The organism is Absiella sp. AM29-15, assembly GCF_003434225.1.
GTDB classification, from domain to species: Bacteria; Bacillota_I; Bacilli_A; order Erysipelotrichales; family Erysipelotrichaceae; genus Hoskinsella; species Hoskinsella hominis.
Window position 1 is genome coordinate 81,791 of the sequence record NZ_QVFL01000011.1, and the last position, 18,567, is coordinate 100,357.

Consider the following 18,567-nt stretch of genomic DNA (forward strand, 5'->3'; position numbering starts at 1 on the left):
AAATGGTTTTACATTCCTAGCTTAGCATGAACGAAGAAAAACTGTTAACTATTTGCCTCTATTTATTTATAGCTTTTCGCAATTTCGATTAAGGAGTACATCGCATCATTGAGATGTTTATGCTTTAGATAAACGATATGATTGACATTCTCCAAGCCAAAATCATCCACGATTACAGTTTCTAAGCGCTTTTGTTTTTGTTTCTTGTAAATCATCTTTTCTGGTAAAAAAGCTACTCCAAAGCCTTCCACCGCTGCCTTTAGTAATACTGTGGAATTGGTAGATGTCCAACAAGGAGTGACATGTGTATCATGTAATAAAAAGGCACTGTCCACCACAGAGCGTATGGCACTTCCCTCTTCTCGTAAAAGTAATGGCTGTAGTGATAACTGTTGCACATTTTGGATTGGATGTTCTTTGAGAAATGCAGGACTTGCGACAGGTAAAATGCGATAGGTGGATACAGGAATACATATCACATCCTCTTGCGCAATGACACCCTCCACAAATGCAATATCCAATTTTTGCTGTCTTACTTTCTCCATAATCTGTGCACTTGATGCAATCTCCACCTGTATCTGCATGTCAGGAAATCGCTTATTTAATTCTTCAATCATGGCTGGTAAAGCATCATTACCAACGGTGATGCCTGAGCCAATGCGTAAACAAGACGCTTCTTTGATGGTTGCGGCCTGTGTAATGACATCATCATAGTGGGTCAATAAGCCATTGATTCGTTCCAAGAATACTGTACCTTCAGGTGTCAATACAACCTTTTTAGGGAAACGTTCAAATAAGGGAGTTCCCAGTTCTTCCTCTAATTCCATAATGGCCTTTGAAACAGCAGGCTGTGTCATATACAATTCATTTGCGGCTTTTGTGAAGCTTTTCAATTCCGCTGCCTTTTGAAAAATACGAAAACGTCGGATATCCATAAGCACCTCCATAACCTACAGGTTATCTATCTGATAAAATATTATAATTTTATTTATGGATTGTCAAATGGTATCCTTATACTGTAAGAGGTGATACTTATGAATAAAATGAAAGATCTGGTATGGCTGTTTGGCATCAATATGTTTATCAGTGCCTTTACCTTTGGTGGTGGATATGTTGTCATACCTATGATAAAAAAATATTATGTAGAAAAGAAAGGCTATTTTGATGAAGATGAATTAATGAAAATTGCGGCTATTTCTCAATCCTCTCCTGGTGCGATTGCCATCAATATGAGTGCTTTATCCGGCTATCGTGTTGCGGGCGTAAAAGGACTGCTGGTAAGTTGTATCGCAGCGATTTTACCACCATTATTTATCTTGGCGATTGTATCTGCTATCTATTCCCTGATTCGTGACAATGTGATTGTGAATGCGGTATTAAAAGGGATGGAAGCAGGTGTTGCGGCATTGATTGTGGATTTGATTGTGGATATGTATGCGATGATCATTAAAGAAAAACAATGGTTTTTCACCCTGATGACACCTGCGGTATTCTTATTAAATTATATCTTTAATATCAATGTTGCGATCTTGATTATTCTTTGTGCATTGATATGTGTTGGTAAAGTGTTGGTAGAAAGAAGGAGGATTTCCTTATGATGTTACTACAATTATTCCTTGCGTTTTTCCAGATCGGATTGTTTAGTATAGGGGGAGGCTACGCCATCATTCCCATGATTTCTGATCAGGTGGTTGTGCATCAGCACTGGTTGACAGCACAGGAATTCACAGATATCATTACCATTTCTCAAATGACGCCAGGTCCTTTGGCCGTCAATACTTCTACCTTTGTGGGTATGCGTGTTGCTGGTATTGCTGGTGCCCTGTGTGCCACCATTGGCTGTATCTGTATGGGGGTGTTGATTGCTTATGGTATCTATCATATCTTTCAAAAGTTTTCCACATCGAAGATATTTATGGAAGTATTAAAAGGTTTAAAAGCTGGTTCTTTAGGTTTAATCATGGCCGCTGCTGCGATAATTTTATCGCTTGCCTTCTTTAAGGAGGGTGTGATTTCCACATCAAATCTACAGATTCCCGCTATCATTATCTTTACGATTATCTTGTTTATCGCAAGAAAATGGAAAATCAATCCCATTGCGCTGATGGTATTATCAGGTGTTATGGGCGTATTCATCTATCGATAACAAAAAAAACGCGAATTTGCGTTTTTTTATGCATAAATGATCAATAAGCCTACCATGACACCCAATATCGTAAAAAAGGCAGGTCGTTTACTGCGATACATCAGAATGGACTGTGGAAATATTTCCCCAAATACAACATACAGCATCGCACCACTCGCAAAACCAAGACTAATGGCCAGTCCTAAATCACCAATATCACCTAACCAGTATCCAAATAATGCGCCAATAATTGTAGGAGCACCACTTAAAGCGGTAATCAAAACCGCTTTTGCTTTATGCATGCCTCCACTGATCAATGGCACCGATACTGCCATGCCTTCTGGAATGTTATGTAGACCAATCAAAATTGCCAACATAAGCGCAGCACTTCCCATCACACCATCATTACTTGCATAAGATGCACCAATCGTCATACCTTCTGGTACATTATGCAGCGCTATCGCACTGGCCATGACGATCCCTGCGATAAATAAAGAAAATCCTTTATCTTTCTTTTTATAATGCTGTTCCAGATGATCACTATGTATCAATTCATCCAGGTTGTCAGCTGTCTGTGGATGCTCCTTATTGATATGTGGAACTTCTGGATTGGTTCTTTTATCAATCAAATAATTTAATATATAGATAATGGCTACACCTGTCAAAATAGATGTAATAACGATAAAAATATGTGTACCTGTTGCGATTGCTTCCTGTATCAAATCAAAACAAACAACACTCAGCATGACACCACCCGCAAAACTCAATAATAAACTTACGGTCTTATTGGAGTCTTTGCGAAACAATGCGCCTATCAAACCACCAAGTCCTGTGCCAACAACACCGGAAATCGCCGTTGTTAAAATTAATGTTCCTAATATCCCCATAATAACATTGCTTCCTTCTTTCTATTTCTACAGCAAGTTTACCATTCCTTAGCGCTTTAATCAAGAAAAACACAAGTGAGAAAAAGCCATGCTTATCGCATGACCTGTTTATATATTGTTTCTGCCTCTTTTAAAATGGCGGTTTCATCTAATGTTAGAACTTCACGATTTTTCATGAGCCATTTCCCATGCACCATACTGTGCATCACATCATTTACATTCACACATTCCACAAGTGTATTACGCATATTGCCACTTGGATAAAGATGTGGCTGATGATAATAGATAAAGATGGCATCCGCAAGTGCTCCTTCTTTGATATATCCCAAATCTTTTTCCATCATAAAAGATGCGGTATTGCCTGTGGCCATCTGAAGCAGTTTCTTAGATGTAAGAATACGTGTATCTTGTAAAGCAATGCCATGGGTTACATTCATCATACAACGAAGATTTCGCATTTCGTTCCAAATACTTAATCCTCCATGTGCTGCCCCATCACTGCCAATCGCAAGGGGAATATCCGCTTGTTTTAATTTGGGATATGGCAATAAAGCCTTGGCACAGTTACTAAATGGACATAACACGATATGACTGCCTGCTTCTTTGATCAATTGTATTTCATGCTCATCCACCAACAAGCTGTGTGCACCTAAGAAATGATCATCTAACACACCACATGCCTGAAGATATTCATAAGGGCGCATACCAAATTTTTGTATGACACCTTCCACTTCTTTGGGATATTCATTCATATGTGCCTGTAAAATCGTATTTCTTTCATGGGCATGCTGATAAGCATTTTGGATGAGTGTTTCACTGACAGACAATAACGTTCTTAATGAATATCCAACCTTGATATTTCCAACACCATGATAGTGATCATATAATTCATCGTTATGTTTTAAGGCACTTTCCCATGTATCTTGTATCTGATCAGGCAATGCAGGATCATCATCCATGGTTGAATATGTTAATAATCCACGTAAACCGCTTTGTACATATACACTAGCTGCTTCTTCCATAAAGTAGCTGCCAGCCTCCACAAATGAGGTGGTTCCACCTTTGATCATCTCCAAAGCCGCAAGCTGTGCATTGATACGCATAATATCTTTTGTGAGTGTACTCTCAAATGGCAACATGATTTCTTTCCAAATCATCCCTTGCGCATCTAATATCCGTCCTTTTAAAAGCTGTTGCCCCGTATGCATATGGGCATCACAAAGTCCCGGCATCATCAATAGAGAAGAAGCATCCATCCATTCTTCATTTTCCACAGGATGTAAGGTCCCATGAGCTTTGATTTCTTTGATATAAGCACCTTCGATACGGATATCCTGATGATACACAACTTCCATGCTTTCATTGAGATATGCAATATCTTTTAGTAACATATTAAATGGCTCCTGTTAAGGATAACATCACCTGCGCAACCACTGCAGAACCTAAGAATGTACCTGTCATAACCAATAATCCTACAATGATCATTTTCCATCCCTGACTGGCAAATTCTTTTAACTGGTCACTGATAGAAATACCCGCAAATGCACCCACCATGGTAAGTGGTGCTGTAAAATTAATCTGATTTACTGATTGAATCACAAAGTCACGACATGGGGATAAGGGACATGCGGCAAACAGTCCCAATAAGGAACAATATGCCACAATTGGTAAACGAAATGGTAATACTTTATTGATCAATACACCACATAAAGAAAGGATCAATAAGATGGCAATCCCTGGTAAAGACTGCATCAATCCTACTTGAAAACCTACAAAATTAGCCAGCGCAATTCCACATCCAGCTACAATAAATAAGAAAGCCCACTCACGTAATCTCATACCTTATTCTCCTCTTCTTCTGGATATACGAGGTTCCAGAACACTATATAATTTCTTCGTTAACGGAATACCGATAAATATCGCAACATAAATGCCTGTGATTCCTGATATCGTTTCACTTGCACTTGCTAAAGCAGATATTTGATCTGCCATTGCTGGATAAATAGCGGATAAAGACGCTGTTGCACTTGCCATCATGATTCCAGCTCCAACACCGGATGCCATTCCTAACGCAAATGGATGAAAGATACCCGTCGCAGCACTCATAGATGCTAAAAAGCCAAAGTAGATCGTACCAATCATTCCACCAACAATATAAATCGATAGACTACCTCTTGTTTCAGGTGAATCCGGACCAAACATATCCGTTACCAATGCCAGATTGCTTTCACGGTTAATGGAATGTGTTGCGCCGATTGCTTCACGTTTTAAGCCTAATAATAATGCTACAGGAAGAGCTAAGAAAATAGTACCCAAGTTGCCGATTTCCTGAAACAACAAGGCAGGTCCTGCGGATATGACTGTTTCAATACTTGCCCCTGCATTGATACCAAGCTTTACGATAAATGGACAGATTGCCACAATCACCAATTTACTGGCAGCTTTTACTTCTTTACGTTTCACGATCTTCAATACATTTGGGCCACAACAGATTCCCATTAAAATCGCATAGAATATTGGAAACAGGATAAAGGTTCCCTTCCAGACAGGAATCTTGATTTGTCCGATACTGTCCGCAATCAGGATGAATACAAATGCCAACAGGTACAGTTTATATTCTCCTAAAATCCTTTCCTTTAACGAGTGATACACATACGTTTCTTTCTCTTTTTTCATAAAATCCTTCTTTCTCTCTTTTTGTTCAGTGTAATGTTACCAAAAGTATAAGCCTCAAAAAAAGGACAATTGGGCTATTTTCAAGGAAAATTTTACTAATTTCATGATACAATCAAAGTGGAGTGTGATACCATGACATTAGATGAAGTTTTAAAGAAGGTACCTGCCTTAAAAGACTACCTTCGCCATATGCCAGAAGAATATAAAAACAGGATGAACATCAAGGTGCATCCACCAGGATATATCATCCATCAAAAAGATAGTCCATTAGATTATTTTGGCATTGTCGCAAGTGGTGAACACCGTGTAATCAATGAATTTGAAAATGGTAATATTTTTATGATCGAAAAAAATGAACCCATTGATTTTATAGGCGAGGTAACCATTCTTGCCGGTATGCCTAAGACCAGTGTCACGATTGAAACAATTAGTGAAAGTATCATTTTATATATTTCAAGAGCTGACTTTGAAGCATGGATTGCACAGGATATTCATTTCTTACGTCTAGTATCCGCAAAAGTTGCGTTAAAATTATATCGTTCCTCTTATAATCGAGGGGCCAAGCTGTTTTATCCACCACAGTTCTTGTTGCTGGATTATTTAATCAGTTATGTGGAACCTTTACTCAGCCACACAAAAGAACCATTCATCACGGTAAAAAAGACACGAAATGATTTATATGAAGAAATTGGTATCAGTGTCAAAACATTGAACCGTACCATATCAAAGCTAAAAGACGAAGGTCTGATCAATATATATAAAGGAAAGATCACCATGAGTCAGCATCAATTAGATACCGCAAAACAGCGGATTGTTTATTATCGTCAAATGAGCGTAAAATCATCAGAATGATTGAAGCATCGTAATGAAATATACATAATTCATAACACTTCGTCAATGTTAGCTAACACATAGACATAACATTCTTGACATATTATTTTTTCATGCCTGCTTTCAACATGGAACATGCGGTATAAATAACAACCACAACGACACCCCAGCGAAGAACCTGTAAAGGTAATGATTTTACGATAAATGCGGCTAACAACACACCAACAGATCCTGCGATTGTTGATGATACTGCTGCTTTTCGATTATACATGCCACTTTTGATAAATTTTACACCACATACAGGCATTAAGAATGCACAAGATCCCATCATGATAGGAAAAGCAATGGTTGGGGACATGCCTAATAATGAAACAAGTGCCATACATGGTGAATATAATCCCACACCAACAGTCATGAGTGCGCCAAGTAAAAAATTGACTACTATGGCAATGATTAGTTTCATACCACTTAATCCATCAGCATTACCTCCAATATCCATAAGCCCAACTGCGCTTAGAAACATGAATAATGCGGTAATCAATAAGGCGACTCCCATGCTTAATCTGATTTTTTGCTCATCCATTTTTGAAACAATAGAAGCACCAAGATAAGAACCGATGACAGATGCCATAAGCATACTGACAAGCGTTATCGTATCTACCTTCACAAGATGGATAAAAATAAGTGCCTGAATAATGGTAGGAATTGCATTGCCCACATTTAAGGTACCAGGAATTAAATAATCTTTTACCTGATGAAATCGATGATAAAGGGTCGTATGAGGCGCAAAAGCTCCAATGCCAAGTACATCAAAAAATAAACAAATAAAGCCAAAGCATCCGGCTTTTACACAAGATGTTTCTGCTTCAAGTTCATCACGATGTGTGTATACATCATATCCATAATAAAGAATATATAATACCATAACAATAACCAGCAATAACAAAATCAATGTTGCGACCATAAACAATACCCCTTTTTTCCATCCTTTATATTACCATATCGATAAAATTTACATAAGCTATCCACAATTAAATCCTTGTATTAAACGATTAACAGCTAAAAAAGAATGGGATATCTTCATGTGGAAATATTCCCATTCTTATAATGATTATTTAAAATCTAATGCATATATTATGGATTCATCAGTTTTGGATTATTTTCAAGAAGTTCTTCAAAGCTTGAAATCGGTAATGGCTTAGAGAATACATATCCCTGCACAATATCGCATTTTAGAGCCTTTAATAACTCTACTTGCGGTATGGTTTCTACCCCCTCCGCAATGGTTTCCATGCCAAGATGATTAGCAAGATCTATGACGGATTCAATAATATATTCTGCTTTTTTATCATCTTCATATTCAAAGAATACTTTATCCAGTTTTAAAATATCCACAGGAATTTCTTTTAAAACATTCAAGGAAGAATAGCCACTGCCAAAATCATCCATAGAACATAAATATCCAAATTCATGAATTTCATCAATGACATTCTTCAAAAGCTCCAAGTTTTCAAATACAACGGTTTCTGTTAATTCGATTTCAATCAAATGTGAAGGAATATCATAACGTTCCTGAATATACTTATATTCTTTAAGGAAATTGTTGTAGCGTAAATGGTTACGTGATAAGTTCACAGAAATCGGTAATGCCTCTTTTCCACTATCTATCCATTCTTTTAGTGTTTGACAGACTTTTTCAAATACATATAAATCCAATTTGATAATAAAATCATTCTTTTCAAACAGTGGTATAAAATCATTTGGCAAGATCATACCATCTGTTGGACTATCCCAGCGGACAAGCGCTTCTGAACCAATCACATGACCGGTTTTCAAGCTTACTTTTGGTTGAAGATATACAACAAATTCTTCTTCCTTTAAAGCTTTTTCCATCATATTTTCCAAACGTTTTTCCTTAATCATCTGTTCATGTTCCATATCATTGTAAAAGTTGATTGTACATAAATGATGGGCACTGTTTTCCTTATCTTTCTTTCTGGCAATATTTGCTTTATCACGGATAACTACAATTTCCTGTGATTCATCTTTTACAACATAACAGCCGCAAGATATAGGCATATAGTAAGGTTTATCTGAATTTATGTTATAGACATTGATATTTTGTGCGATATCCTGTAGTCGTTCTTCAATTTCTTTTTCATCTGTGGAATTGAATACAATATTAAAATTATCTGCGTTGATTCTTGCGACAAACTCTCCAGCGTGCAACTTGTTTTGGATGGTTTTATAAACATGTGCCAACACTTGATTGCCTGCATCGGCGCCAAAGGTATCATTGATCAATTTGAATTTACGTAAGTCCAGCGAAACAAATGTATAAGGATGAAAATTCTTCAACTTCTTCTTTAATTCAATCTCCAGCATAATCTGTGAAATACCTTCGGTGACTGAATCTTTATATGCAAGATCTGAGATTTCTTTATTTGCTTTATAAGTACGATACGTTAAAATGAAAATGAATCCTATGAATAATACAAATAATGATCCTACTAATACAAAGATTGTCATGTTTATATATTCTAATAAATTTCGTGCATAGATGGTGGAAGGTACAATGGATAAAAGATACCAGCTTGTGCCTTCTAATGGCTTATATGTTAAAGTACGCTTTTTTTGTCCATCAACTCTGAACTCAAAACTGCCGCTTTTGCCATCTTTCATATCAGCTTTCATCTGTGCAAGGGAATAGCCAGACTCCATAACTGCCCGTTCTTCAAAACTTGTAAAGAAATTGGAACCATCTAGTAAGGCATTCTCATTAGTAGAACGCTTGATATAATTTCCTTCATAAGAAATGATATGTGAAAATCCCGTTCCTGAAAAGGTGTCGGTATTCATTAACAGTTTCATTGTATCCACAGGAATATATCCAATGATGGCTGTATAATCATCGTTATCAAGATAAGGAACTGCATATATCAGACCCTTTTCTCCCTTATATAATGAAACAAGTTCATCACTGATGTACACATCGCTTGTTTTCAATTTTTCTGTGATATGTAAGGCATCAATATGGATAGGCTCTCTCCCCTCAACATGCAGGATATCTTTGTTGTCCATAAATCCAAACCATTCAAACGCACTGCTTGATAGACTATCATTTACAAATGCTTCATATTTGGTTTCGCTTATATATTTTAATTCATTTGCGATATTACTGATGTAAGATACATTTGTTTCTACACGCTGTTCTACTTTAAAGGAAGTTTGTTGGGATAATTCATTTAGATAGCTGTTGACTTCTTTACCAACAATATTTTCTCCCTTTTTGATCAATCCCCATGAAAGTACGGATATAATCGCAATAATCATGCAGATCAGTCCTAAAAACAGGCGTTTCTGCTTTCCATCCATAAAAAACATTTGTTTCATAAATTTTTTCTCCTTATTGTGCCTAATATATTTATTTTACCATACTTTTTATGATATATGGCTTTTTCATCATACTTATTGTATAAATAAATGGATATTTTGCATAAAAATATCTTATATGAGAAAAACTTTAAAATATATTAGAAAATATATGAAAAATACTAGGAATAAAATATAAAAAGTATTAAAATTAACAGAAAAGAAGTACTTTTTATTATTTTTCTCAAATAAAATACTTTCTTCACAAATATTAGTGTAAGATATATATGTGACATAAAGGAGTCTTATATGAAAATAGAGCTGCAGAGAACATTTGATGAATATTTTAAACAATTTGAAGTTGATGAAGACGTCAATGTGAAATTAAAACGATTGATTCTGAATAATATAGGATTATCAGATGAACTATACCCTATCCTAAAACGTTTTTTAACGATCGCAAAAGAACAGCACTATGCCTATTCTACAGCTCTTGGCTACTCTATGATCTTTTATTTTTTATACTCTAATGATGTCGATCTGGCGATTGAATATAATGAAAAAGCCCGTACTCTTTTTAAACAGATTCCTGGATATGAGAACACCGAGGGTATCTTGACAGTTGCGAATAATGCGGTTCTTGGTAATATTTTAAAAGAAGATTATGGAGCTGCTTATGATGAAATCTTGCAGGCTATGCCAATGGCAGAAAAAAGCGAGCGCATGTCTTATTACTCTGCTTTCTTAAACAATGGCGCAATCATACTATCAGAATTTGGTCTGTATGGAAAAGCAATTCAACAGGTAGAAGAAACTCTACAAAAAAGAGAATTTATTGGAGAAAGCAATTTTATCGTTACCATATTCCTTTATGGCAATTTATGTGTCAGTTCAGGAAATATCGAGAAACTGCGTTCTATCATTGAAACTTATGCAAATCATATACAAACGACAGAGTTATTTGACACATCTCTGTTTAATAAATTCTATCTGGAAGCTGCCATGATGGAAAAAGATTATGAAGAAGCAAAACGGGCATTTCACTATTTACAAGATACCTACAATTTTGAAACCAACGATATGATTGATAATATGGAAGTATATCTTGCGTATGCACGTTACTTTATGTTTATCCATGCGTATGATCAAGCTGAAGTCTATTATGAAATCGTATTAAAAAACGTCAATAATATGCTGGGGCATAAACGTCAGATACATGAAGAAATCGCACTGTTAAAAGCTAGAAAAAAACAATACGAAGAGGCATATACTTCTTTGAAAGAAGCACATGATCGAAGTATTAAATATGTAAACTTCATTGATGATATGTATCGCCATGAAATTGAAGACGTATGGGAACGTAACCGTATGCTTTCCTATGAGGTATTGTATCAGCGTTTATTAGATATCACTACTTTTGGGAAAACGGTAACTTCTACACTTACAAGAAGCCAGCTGATTGAAATCATTCAAGAACGTCTGCCTCAGATATTTAAATTTGATGTTAGTAGACTGCTTCTGTATAATGAAAAGAAAAATCAATTCCAATCTTTAGATATGACCATTTTTCTATCTGCCACACACCCAGTACTTCAACAGTGTATCAATGACAAGGAAGCCATTGTCAATGCCAATATTCAGGAAGGCGATGCAATCTGTGGACAGCTTGGTTCTTTATATGAGAAAAGTTTACGTTCGATTTTATTACAACCTGTAACTTATCAGAATAATCTATTGGCAATTATCTATTTTGGTTCTTATCAGATTAATTTCTTTAGTCAAACCGATCAGGGATTACTACAGGTATTTGCTGATTATGTAGCAATTGCGTTACATAATATCTATCAATTTGAAAGTGCTTTGGATAAATCCAGTTATGATTATCTAACAGGAACATATAATCGAAGTGCATTGATGCAGCATGGAGAACAGATGCTTTTACAGGCTAAAGAAAATCATGAAGCTTTGGGTGCTTTGATGATCGATATCGATAACTTTAAAAATATCAATGATACCTATGGACATATTCAGGGGGATGAAGTCATTCGCCAGGTAACAAATGTTATGGATCAGTTTAAACAGCATGGCATCATTGCCCGATTTGGCGGCGAAGAATTCATCCTGTTGATTAACAATGTTTCTCAACAAGAGTTGTATCAAATAGCGGAGCATATCCGTTATACTTGTGAATCCTGTATAGTAAAATGTGGTGATAACCAGATCACATTTACCATCAGTATTGGATGTTGTCATCAGACACAAATCAATACTACTTTGAAAGCTATTTTTGAAGAAGCTGATCAGCGTTTATATGTCGCAAAACGAAATGGAAAGAACTGTGTACAAATGTAAAAGATGGAAACTGATTCCATCTTTTTTATATATGTGATAACTTATTACCTGAAATTATTCCTATCATACTTCACTCAATAGTCCACTAATTATAATTATATGTAGATGTTTCCACCATAACATTTTGTGATATAATACCACCATGAGCAATTTTAAAATGAAGCTTTTGATTTATTTCGCAGCGATTTCAGCTGGTACGCTGCTGATTTCAAACCTATCAGCTGTTAAGTTATGGAACCTTTTTGGCATTGCAGTAGATGGAGGTGTCGTCTTATTCCCAATCACCTATATTATGGGCGATTTGATTGTGGAATTTTATGGAAAGAAAATTGCCAAAAGTATTATATTTGCAGGTTTTTTCGTTAATATATTAGCGATTCTCGTGTTTTATATCGTCATCGCCTTACCAGCTTATGATGGCTGGAATATGCAAGAAGCTTACGCAAGTGTTCTTGGCTTTACACCACGAATCATTATTGGTTCGCTAATCGCCTATCTTTGTTCAAATATCTTTAATAACTTTATCTTCACAAAGCTGAAGAACGGTAATGGAATTTTCGCATCAAGCTTTATCGCAAGAGCACTTGGCTCTTCTGCATTTGCACATATTATTGATTCATTTATCTTTGAAACAATTGCCTTCTTTGGTGTACTGGCATTTCAGGAATTCCTAGCACAAGCAATTTTTGCTTATGTACTTGGCATTGGATTTGAAATAGTATTATCACCAATAGAAGCATTCATAGCAAAGAAATTAGGAGGAAAACTGGAACATGACAACATATAAAAACAACAACACATTCAGTTTTGAAATCACAAAAAGAATCCCAGGAAAACTTGGTCGTGCTGGAATTATCCACACCCCACATGGGGATATAAAAACACCAGCCTTCATGGCAGTAGGTACCAATGGCGCTGTGCGTTTTATGTCAATGGAAGATTTAAATGCAGTAAATGCACAGGCAATGTTAAGCAATGGTTATCACTTAAGAAATATATCTCCTGAAATTGCAGAAAAAGGCGGTCTTGCCGCATGGTCTGGCTGGGATGGTCCAACGCTTACTGATTCTGGTGGATTTCAGGTTATGTCTTTAGGATCTGGCTGTGGAAAAGTTGTCAGTATGAAACGGGAACAAGGGGTTGTGAATGCTGATCCAAAAGAGCGTTTGGCACATGTTAGTGAAGATGGCGTACAATTCCATGATCCTTTCACTGATCAGGAAGATTTCATTGGTCCAGAAGAATCTATGCAGATACAATGCAGAATTGGTGCAGATATTCATATGGCATATGATGAATTAACCTCACTTGCGGATAGCTATGAATATAATGTAGAAGCACTTGCACGTACAGAACGCTGGGCACAAAGGAGTTTGGATGAACATAAAAAACTATGTGATCAGCTGGGTTATCATCAATCTTTGTACGGAGTTTTACAAGGTGGTCGATGGGAAGATTTACGTCGATCTACAGCAAAAAAATTTGCGGAAATGGACTTTGATGGTTATGGACTTGGTGGTGCGTTCTTAAAGGAAAGTCTTGGAGAAATCTTACGCTGGTGTTGTGAAGAGTTACCTGAAAATAAACCACGCCATTTGCTTGGCCTTTCACATCCTGATGATATCTTAATAGGTACAGAAATGGGTGCTGATACATTTGATTGCGTAGCACCTACACGTGAGGCAAGACATGGAAAGTTATACACCAAATATGGCCCTTTCAATCTGGCAAAATTCTCTAATAGCACCGAATTAATTGATGAACATTGTGATTGTCCTACATGTAAAGCAGGATGGACACGTGGCGCATTGCGTGAACTTTGGAAATCCCCTGATTTAGAAAAGAAACGTCAATACTATAACTTGTCTTCTATACATAATCTACGATTTATCGTACGTCTAACTGAAGAAATACGTGCTGCGATTGAAAATGGAACATTTGAGGAATATAAAGCAGAATTCTTACAGAATTATTATCATACAAATGCAAAGTAAAGGATATATCCGTATAGGGTATATCCTTTTTGATACATAATAAAAAAATATCTTCTTATTCACTACATTATTTTATATAATAGAATTAATCAAGGTAAATAAGGTGATGACTATGAAAATACAATTGATGAAGTTTCTTTTGGAAGATAAAGATATCCTGCAGCAACATTTAGATAATATGGCAGATCAAGGATGGTATTTAGATAGCATATCTAACTCTTTTATAATATTTGAAAAGAGTGATACACCATATTACTATATTGTAGATTATAACTACAAAACTTTAAAAGAAAAAGGATATGTAGAAGCTAAAATAGCCGATGAAAACACTTCAAAAACCATTCAACATTGTAAAGAAGCCCATACAGCCTATTTTCATATTTATTACATGATGGAACGTCCTAGTGAGTTTTTTAATACGCTCATTCATGAAGATGCTTTAACAAAAGAGAGAAATCATTTACGCTGGAGATACTGCTGGCTTCCATTATTCATTATCTTTTGTTCTTTCACAATATGTTATGGTTATCCACAATTATTCTTAACTTTATTATCTTACAATATCTCAATTATTCTTAGTTTATTATTATTTATCACTCTTCCATTTTGTATAATTTCAACATTCAATCAACCATTGCACACATCAAGTTATAAAAAGAAAATACGGAAAATCAAAATTCGTTCTATTTTCACTTGGCTATTTGACTTTATAAGTTTGGTTTTAATCGTTAGTATTCTGATATTATTCAATCATAGCGATTCATCTAAAGGAACCTTATCATGGGCTGTTGTCTGTTTATTGATTGGTAAATTTATTTTTCAACAACTTGGTGAGAAAAAATCTTATATCAAACTAATACTAATTGCAGGATTGTTGTACTTTAGCCTAGACTTCTTTTATAGTCATTTTCTAACAGTTTATCATCCAACTGTTACTTCACCATGTACCTTTTCATCTGATGTAACCGAATTAAATCATAATACGTGTGAATCTAAAAACTATCAATCTATTCTAATAAAATATAAATCATGCATTTTAGAAAATGATGATAATTATTTTGATTACCAACAATATGATACGAAAAGCAATTTCATAACAGATTTAGCTATGAGATCCATAACAAAGAATCGTAAAGTCGTAAAAACTTATGAATATAAGGGTGTGGAAGTATATACTCCTGATCGAGATAACAGTTTCATGAGTCAGAAATATAAATGGCAGCCTTTTCTTGTATTGCGAAAGAATCATCATCTTATTGCCTTAACCTCAAACAATAATTTTCATAAGAATAGAATCATAGAAATCATTAATAAATTAAATTGGTAAAATCTTCAGTAAATCATTTTATTTTATTCTTTTTGTTTTTTATTTTTCTTAAAATCAAAAGCAGTATGAAAAAAAATATTCCTGCATTAAAGATATCAAAAAGCAATCCACCTAAATATTCTGCGCTACTTGCAAGCATAATAGTATTTAACATAATCATCATCTCCCTTCATTATAAATAAAGGTATCACAAATTCAAACTATTGTAAATAGTAAATAAGCTTATACCTTTATTTATCGCTTTTTGGTATAACGAGATCATGTTGAATTTCTAATTTTATTATTCTTCCTTTAATTTAGGCGCTTCTATATTACAATTAATATCCATTTGAATTGTTGTTGTGAAGAAAAGTATAAATATAATCATGAAATATCTACTATCCTGTTACTGTAATATTTTTCACATTCCTACTTTACCAACATAATATTTATTTGACTCAATACTTGTTCATCAAAATCAACATCACTTATATCTGATTTATTCAATTTCAAATATCTTTTTTCTATACTTTCAACTACTGTATGTTGAATAATTGACATTAGTATATCTAATTTTATATATTTTTCTACTATACTTTCAAAACATTCCTGTTCTTTTTTTTGTAATTTAGGCTTAACTTCATCCTTAAAGCCTAAAAACCACTTAACTAATTCAATATCGCTTTGTTCCCATTCATTAAAAGGTACTTCTGAATCTACATTAAAATTGCACCAAAAATATAGTATAGAAGGATAGTTTTGTTTTGCTATAATAGATGTAAAACATTTATCGCTATGAATACTATCCATAATGTAATCAGGGATTTCTTTTCTATTTGTATAAGAATGATGAGTCAAACAAGCACCAATATATGTTAGACCTTGAAAACAAAGAATAATTGTTGTAGTCACATTACTTATATAAAAACAGTTTTCTTTCCATTCTAACTTTATGTTATGAGGAAATAAATCTCTTTTTGATGCATATAGAATTGTCATATAAGCACAATATCTGTTTAAATATAAATAATCATACTTTATGTTTGTTTGTTCTATCCTTTTTTTGAGAGGTTTTTTAACCTTTTCTGGTAGCTTTATATCATGTTGAATTCCTAATTCATTTAAAGTTTCAACAAATTCTCTCAATCCATCATCTTGATAGGAATTAGGTAAGTCGGATATACTTAGTTTCAATCCCTTGAAACTTTTATTCTTTTTATAAAAATTCCACAGGGTATTAACGAAATCAAGTTCATTTTTATCTAAATCCTCATGATATTCTATCCAATAATTCATAATGTCCTTTTCATTAGAAATATGTGGCATGATCAGCTCTGCACTTTCTGTTTGGAATGTAGTTAAATCATCAAAAGAGTATGTTTTCCCATTGATATTCCAAATGAACGTGGTAATACTTGGTTGCACTACTCCATCTACATCTTCCAAAAGATATTGCAGTGTTTCACTTTCTGCAATTTCTCTATACTTTTCAGGCATTTCTTTCAATTTCTTTTCTATGTCAAATTCTTCTCTTAATCTTCTGCTTCCTTCAAATCTAAATGCAGCGATAAATCCATCATCAAGAAAGGTTATGGTTCCTCTTCCCTCATCATTGATTCTATGATAATGATTATCATTCCATGATTGCTCATATGAGAAAATAGGATCTTTTAATTCTCCCACTAAATGAAATAAAGTTGATAAAATACAAGCATCGTACAATGCTGCTTTATCTATTGGCAATTCAAAAATATTATTTGGTTTCTTTCTTTTAAATAATTTCATTTTATATCACCTATATCTTTCCTAGAGATGTAATCCTTTCTCATAGATTTAAAAAAATTGATTTTAATTTGTAAACATTAGACTATATCGCTGATTTTCTATCTAAATCAAATACATCAATATCTTTTCTTTCAAAAACATCCTCTAATACATCTGTGCCATATTCTTGCGCATATTTAAGCTCTTTATCTGAAATTGGAACAGCCATTAACCATGTAACATGATTTTTTTCATCATCTAATGGATGTAAATCATCCCATAAAAATGGTGTCGTTAATAAAATATGCTTCATATCAGAGTTTTTATAATATTCGCTGATCACAGAAGGATATATCACCCCTGGAAAACATGGATAATGTGTATTGATAATATTAAAAGCGCATGAACTTAATATATTTCCAAATTCAGGACGAGCACTTTCACAAGCAGCAATAAGTTCCACTCTTAATTCACGATTTCCATCCAATTTCAAGCCGAGAGAATAATCCGATAATCCAATCGTTCCATAAGTTGTGACCCCCTCTTGTGGAGAGTCTATGCCAAAATATATATCTATACTGGATTCTTCTGCTTCATCATAAAATCTATAAATTTTTTTATTTCCGCCAACGATATTTAATAGAGTATTTGCTATTTCTTTTTTCATCATTTTAGTATCCTTTCCATTAATTTAAGCGCTTCTATATTACAATTATTGCATTTAAGTTCTTGAATGACAAGAAAAATTACCATCATATATAGAAAAAGCTGTACTAGCCAATTTTGGATATCACAGCTTAATATTCATTTAAATCATTGTTGTGAAGAAAAGTATAAATCTTTCCCTTCTGGATCTTCTTCAATTACCAGCATGCCTTCCTTTTCTATAATCTTTCCAAAGAAATACGACCACATATTATCTTTTGTCATTTTCTTTACTGCTTCTTTAAATACCATTTTTCTTTCGACATCATCTTTGAAGTAAAAAACCAAATCATAATCTTTTGAAAGATTAGCTGTCGCAATCATGAAGTTTTCTCTAGCATTTGCTTCGATTTTTCTTACTTTTGTTATTGGATAATCTCCATAAGTGAAATACAAATCATTGATTGTTCTATCTGTCATATTACGTAACTGCAAATACTCTCCTGCTGGTACCATAAACGTGTTCATAGTTATTTCCTCCTGAATGCTTTTAAAAGCTTCTATGATTCTGTTTACATAAGGTGATCCTATGCGAAGAAAACAAGACCTAAAAAA

At 34.4% G+C, this 18,567-nt stretch carries 18 protein-coding genes; 7 read left to right on the forward strand and 11 right to left on the reverse strand.

The window, feature by feature from the left end; translation table 11 throughout:
* Positions 1–62: 62 nt before the first annotated feature.
* Complete coding sequence (locus DW761_RS12105) at positions 63–935, reverse strand: LysR family transcriptional regulator (RefSeq protein WP_117518322.1); 873 nt, start codon at positions 933–935, stop codon at positions 63–65.
* A 99-nt stretch (positions 936–1,034) separates the two neighbouring features.
* On the opposite strand from DW761_RS12105, the gene DW761_RS12110 reads away from it, so the two are divergent.
* Together DW761_RS12110 and DW761_RS12115 are read left to right on the forward strand one after the other, a co-directional pair.
* Positions 1,035–1,598 (forward strand): chromate transporter, encoded by a 564-nt coding sequence (locus DW761_RS12110; protein ID WP_117518323.1) that lies wholly within the window; start codon positions 1,035–1,037, stop codon positions 1,596–1,598.
* The gene (locus DW761_RS12115) at positions 1,595–2,146 is read left to right on the forward strand and encodes a chromate transporter (RefSeq protein ID WP_117518324.1); all 552 of its coding nucleotides are present in this window, start codon (positions 1,595–1,597) and stop codon (positions 2,144–2,146) included. The genes DW761_RS12110 and DW761_RS12115 overlap by 4 nt, the downstream gene beginning before the upstream one ends.
* A 26-nt stretch (positions 2,147–2,172) precedes the next feature.
* On the opposite strand, the gene DW761_RS12120 is transcribed toward DW761_RS12115, so the two are convergent.
* The 4 genes from DW761_RS12120 to DW761_RS12135 all read right to left on the reverse strand — a co-directional run bounded on the left by DW761_RS12120 (position 2,173) and on the right by DW761_RS12135 (position 5,688).
* Positions 2,173–3,012 carry a ZIP family metal transporter gene (locus tag DW761_RS12120; protein WP_117518325.1) on the reverse strand — a complete coding sequence of 280 codons (840 nt, stop codon included), beginning with the start codon at positions 3,010–3,012 and terminating at the stop codon, positions 2,173–2,175.
* Positions 3,013–3,104: 92 nt separating this feature from the next.
* Positions 3,105–4,403, reverse strand: a complete 1,299-nt coding sequence (locus DW761_RS12125; RefSeq protein WP_117518326.1) for an amidohydrolase family protein — start codon at positions 4,401–4,403, stop codon at positions 3,105–3,107.
* Between the two features lies 1 nt (position 4,404).
* Positions 4,405–4,851, reverse strand: coding sequence for a hypothetical protein (locus DW761_RS12130; RefSeq protein ID WP_117453470.1), 447 nt, complete (start codon positions 4,849–4,851; stop codon positions 4,405–4,407).
* Positions 4,852–4,854: 3 nt separating this feature from the next.
* Positions 4,855–5,688 carry a DUF3100 domain-containing protein gene (locus tag DW761_RS12135; RefSeq protein ID WP_117453469.1) on the reverse strand — a complete coding sequence of 278 codons (834 nt, stop codon included), beginning with the start codon at positions 5,686–5,688 and terminating at the stop codon, positions 4,855–4,857.
* A gap of 132 nt (positions 5,689–5,820) precedes the next feature.
* Here DW761_RS12135 and DW761_RS12140 point away from each other — a divergent pair, with 132 nt between their 5' ends.
* Positions 5,821–6,540 (forward strand): Crp/Fnr family transcriptional regulator, encoded by a 720-nt coding sequence (locus DW761_RS12140; RefSeq protein WP_117518327.1) that lies wholly within the window; start codon positions 5,821–5,823, stop codon positions 6,538–6,540.
* Between the two features lie 82 nt (positions 6,541–6,622).
* On the opposite strand, the gene DW761_RS12145 is transcribed toward DW761_RS12140, so the two are convergent.
* Together DW761_RS12145 and DW761_RS12150 are read right to left on the reverse strand one after the other, a co-directional pair.
* Positions 6,623–7,483, reverse strand: coding sequence for a sulfite exporter TauE/SafE family protein (locus DW761_RS12145; protein ID WP_117518328.1), 861 nt, complete (start codon positions 7,481–7,483; stop codon positions 6,623–6,625).
* Positions 7,484–7,653: 170 nt separating this feature from the next.
* A complete protein-coding gene (locus tag DW761_RS12150) occupies positions 7,654–9,912 on the reverse strand; it encodes an EAL domain-containing protein (protein WP_117453466.1) in 2,259 nt (752 codons plus the stop codon).
* A 288-nt stretch (positions 9,913–10,200) separates the two neighbouring features.
* On the opposite strand from DW761_RS12150, the gene DW761_RS12155 reads away from it, so the two are divergent.
* The 4 genes from DW761_RS12155 to DW761_RS12170 all read left to right on the forward strand — a co-directional run bounded on the left by DW761_RS12155 (position 10,201) and on the right by DW761_RS12170 (position 15,564).
* Entirely contained in the window at positions 10,201–12,243 is a 2,043-nt protein-coding gene (locus tag DW761_RS12155; protein WP_117518329.1) for a sensor domain-containing diguanylate cyclase, read from the forward strand.
* Between the two features lie 142 nt (positions 12,244–12,385).
* Entirely contained in the window at positions 12,386–13,030 is a 645-nt protein-coding gene (locus DW761_RS12160) for a queuosine precursor transporter (protein ID WP_117453462.1), read from the forward strand.
* Entirely contained in the window at positions 13,017–14,237 is a 1,221-nt protein-coding gene (gene tgt / locus DW761_RS12165) for a tRNA guanosine(34) transglycosylase Tgt (RefSeq protein WP_117518330.1), read from the forward strand. Before DW761_RS12160 ends, tgt begins: the two co-directional genes overlap by 14 nt.
* A gap of 112 nt (positions 14,238–14,349) precedes the next feature.
* The gene (locus DW761_RS12170; protein WP_158552727.1) at positions 14,350–15,564 is read left to right on the forward strand and encodes a DUF2812 domain-containing protein; all 1,215 of its coding nucleotides are present in this window, start codon (positions 14,350–14,352) and stop codon (positions 15,562–15,564) included.
* Positions 15,565–15,577: 13 nt separating this feature from the next.
* On the opposite strand, the gene DW761_RS21035 is transcribed toward DW761_RS12170, so the two are convergent.
* The 4 genes from DW761_RS21035 to DW761_RS12185 all read right to left on the reverse strand — a co-directional run bounded on the left by DW761_RS21035 (position 15,578) and on the right by DW761_RS12185 (position 18,480).
* Positions 15,578–15,718 carry a hypothetical protein gene (locus DW761_RS21035; protein WP_158552222.1) on the reverse strand — a complete coding sequence of 47 codons (141 nt, stop codon included), beginning with the start codon at positions 15,716–15,718 and terminating at the stop codon, positions 15,578–15,580.
* 254 nt (positions 15,719–15,972) lie between these two features.
* Positions 15,973–17,328, reverse strand: a complete 1,356-nt coding sequence (locus tag DW761_RS12175) for a hypothetical protein (RefSeq protein ID WP_117518332.1) — start codon at positions 17,326–17,328, stop codon at positions 15,973–15,975.
* A gap of 82 nt (positions 17,329–17,410) precedes the next feature.
* Positions 17,411–17,977, reverse strand: a complete 567-nt coding sequence (locus DW761_RS12180; protein WP_117518333.1) for a suppressor of fused domain protein — start codon at positions 17,975–17,977, stop codon at positions 17,411–17,413.
* 143 nt (positions 17,978–18,120) lie between these two features.
* A complete protein-coding gene (locus DW761_RS12185) occupies positions 18,121–18,480 on the reverse strand; it encodes a hypothetical protein (RefSeq protein ID WP_117518334.1) in 360 nt (119 codons plus the stop codon).
* Between the last annotated feature and the right edge of the window lie 87 nt (positions 18,481–18,567).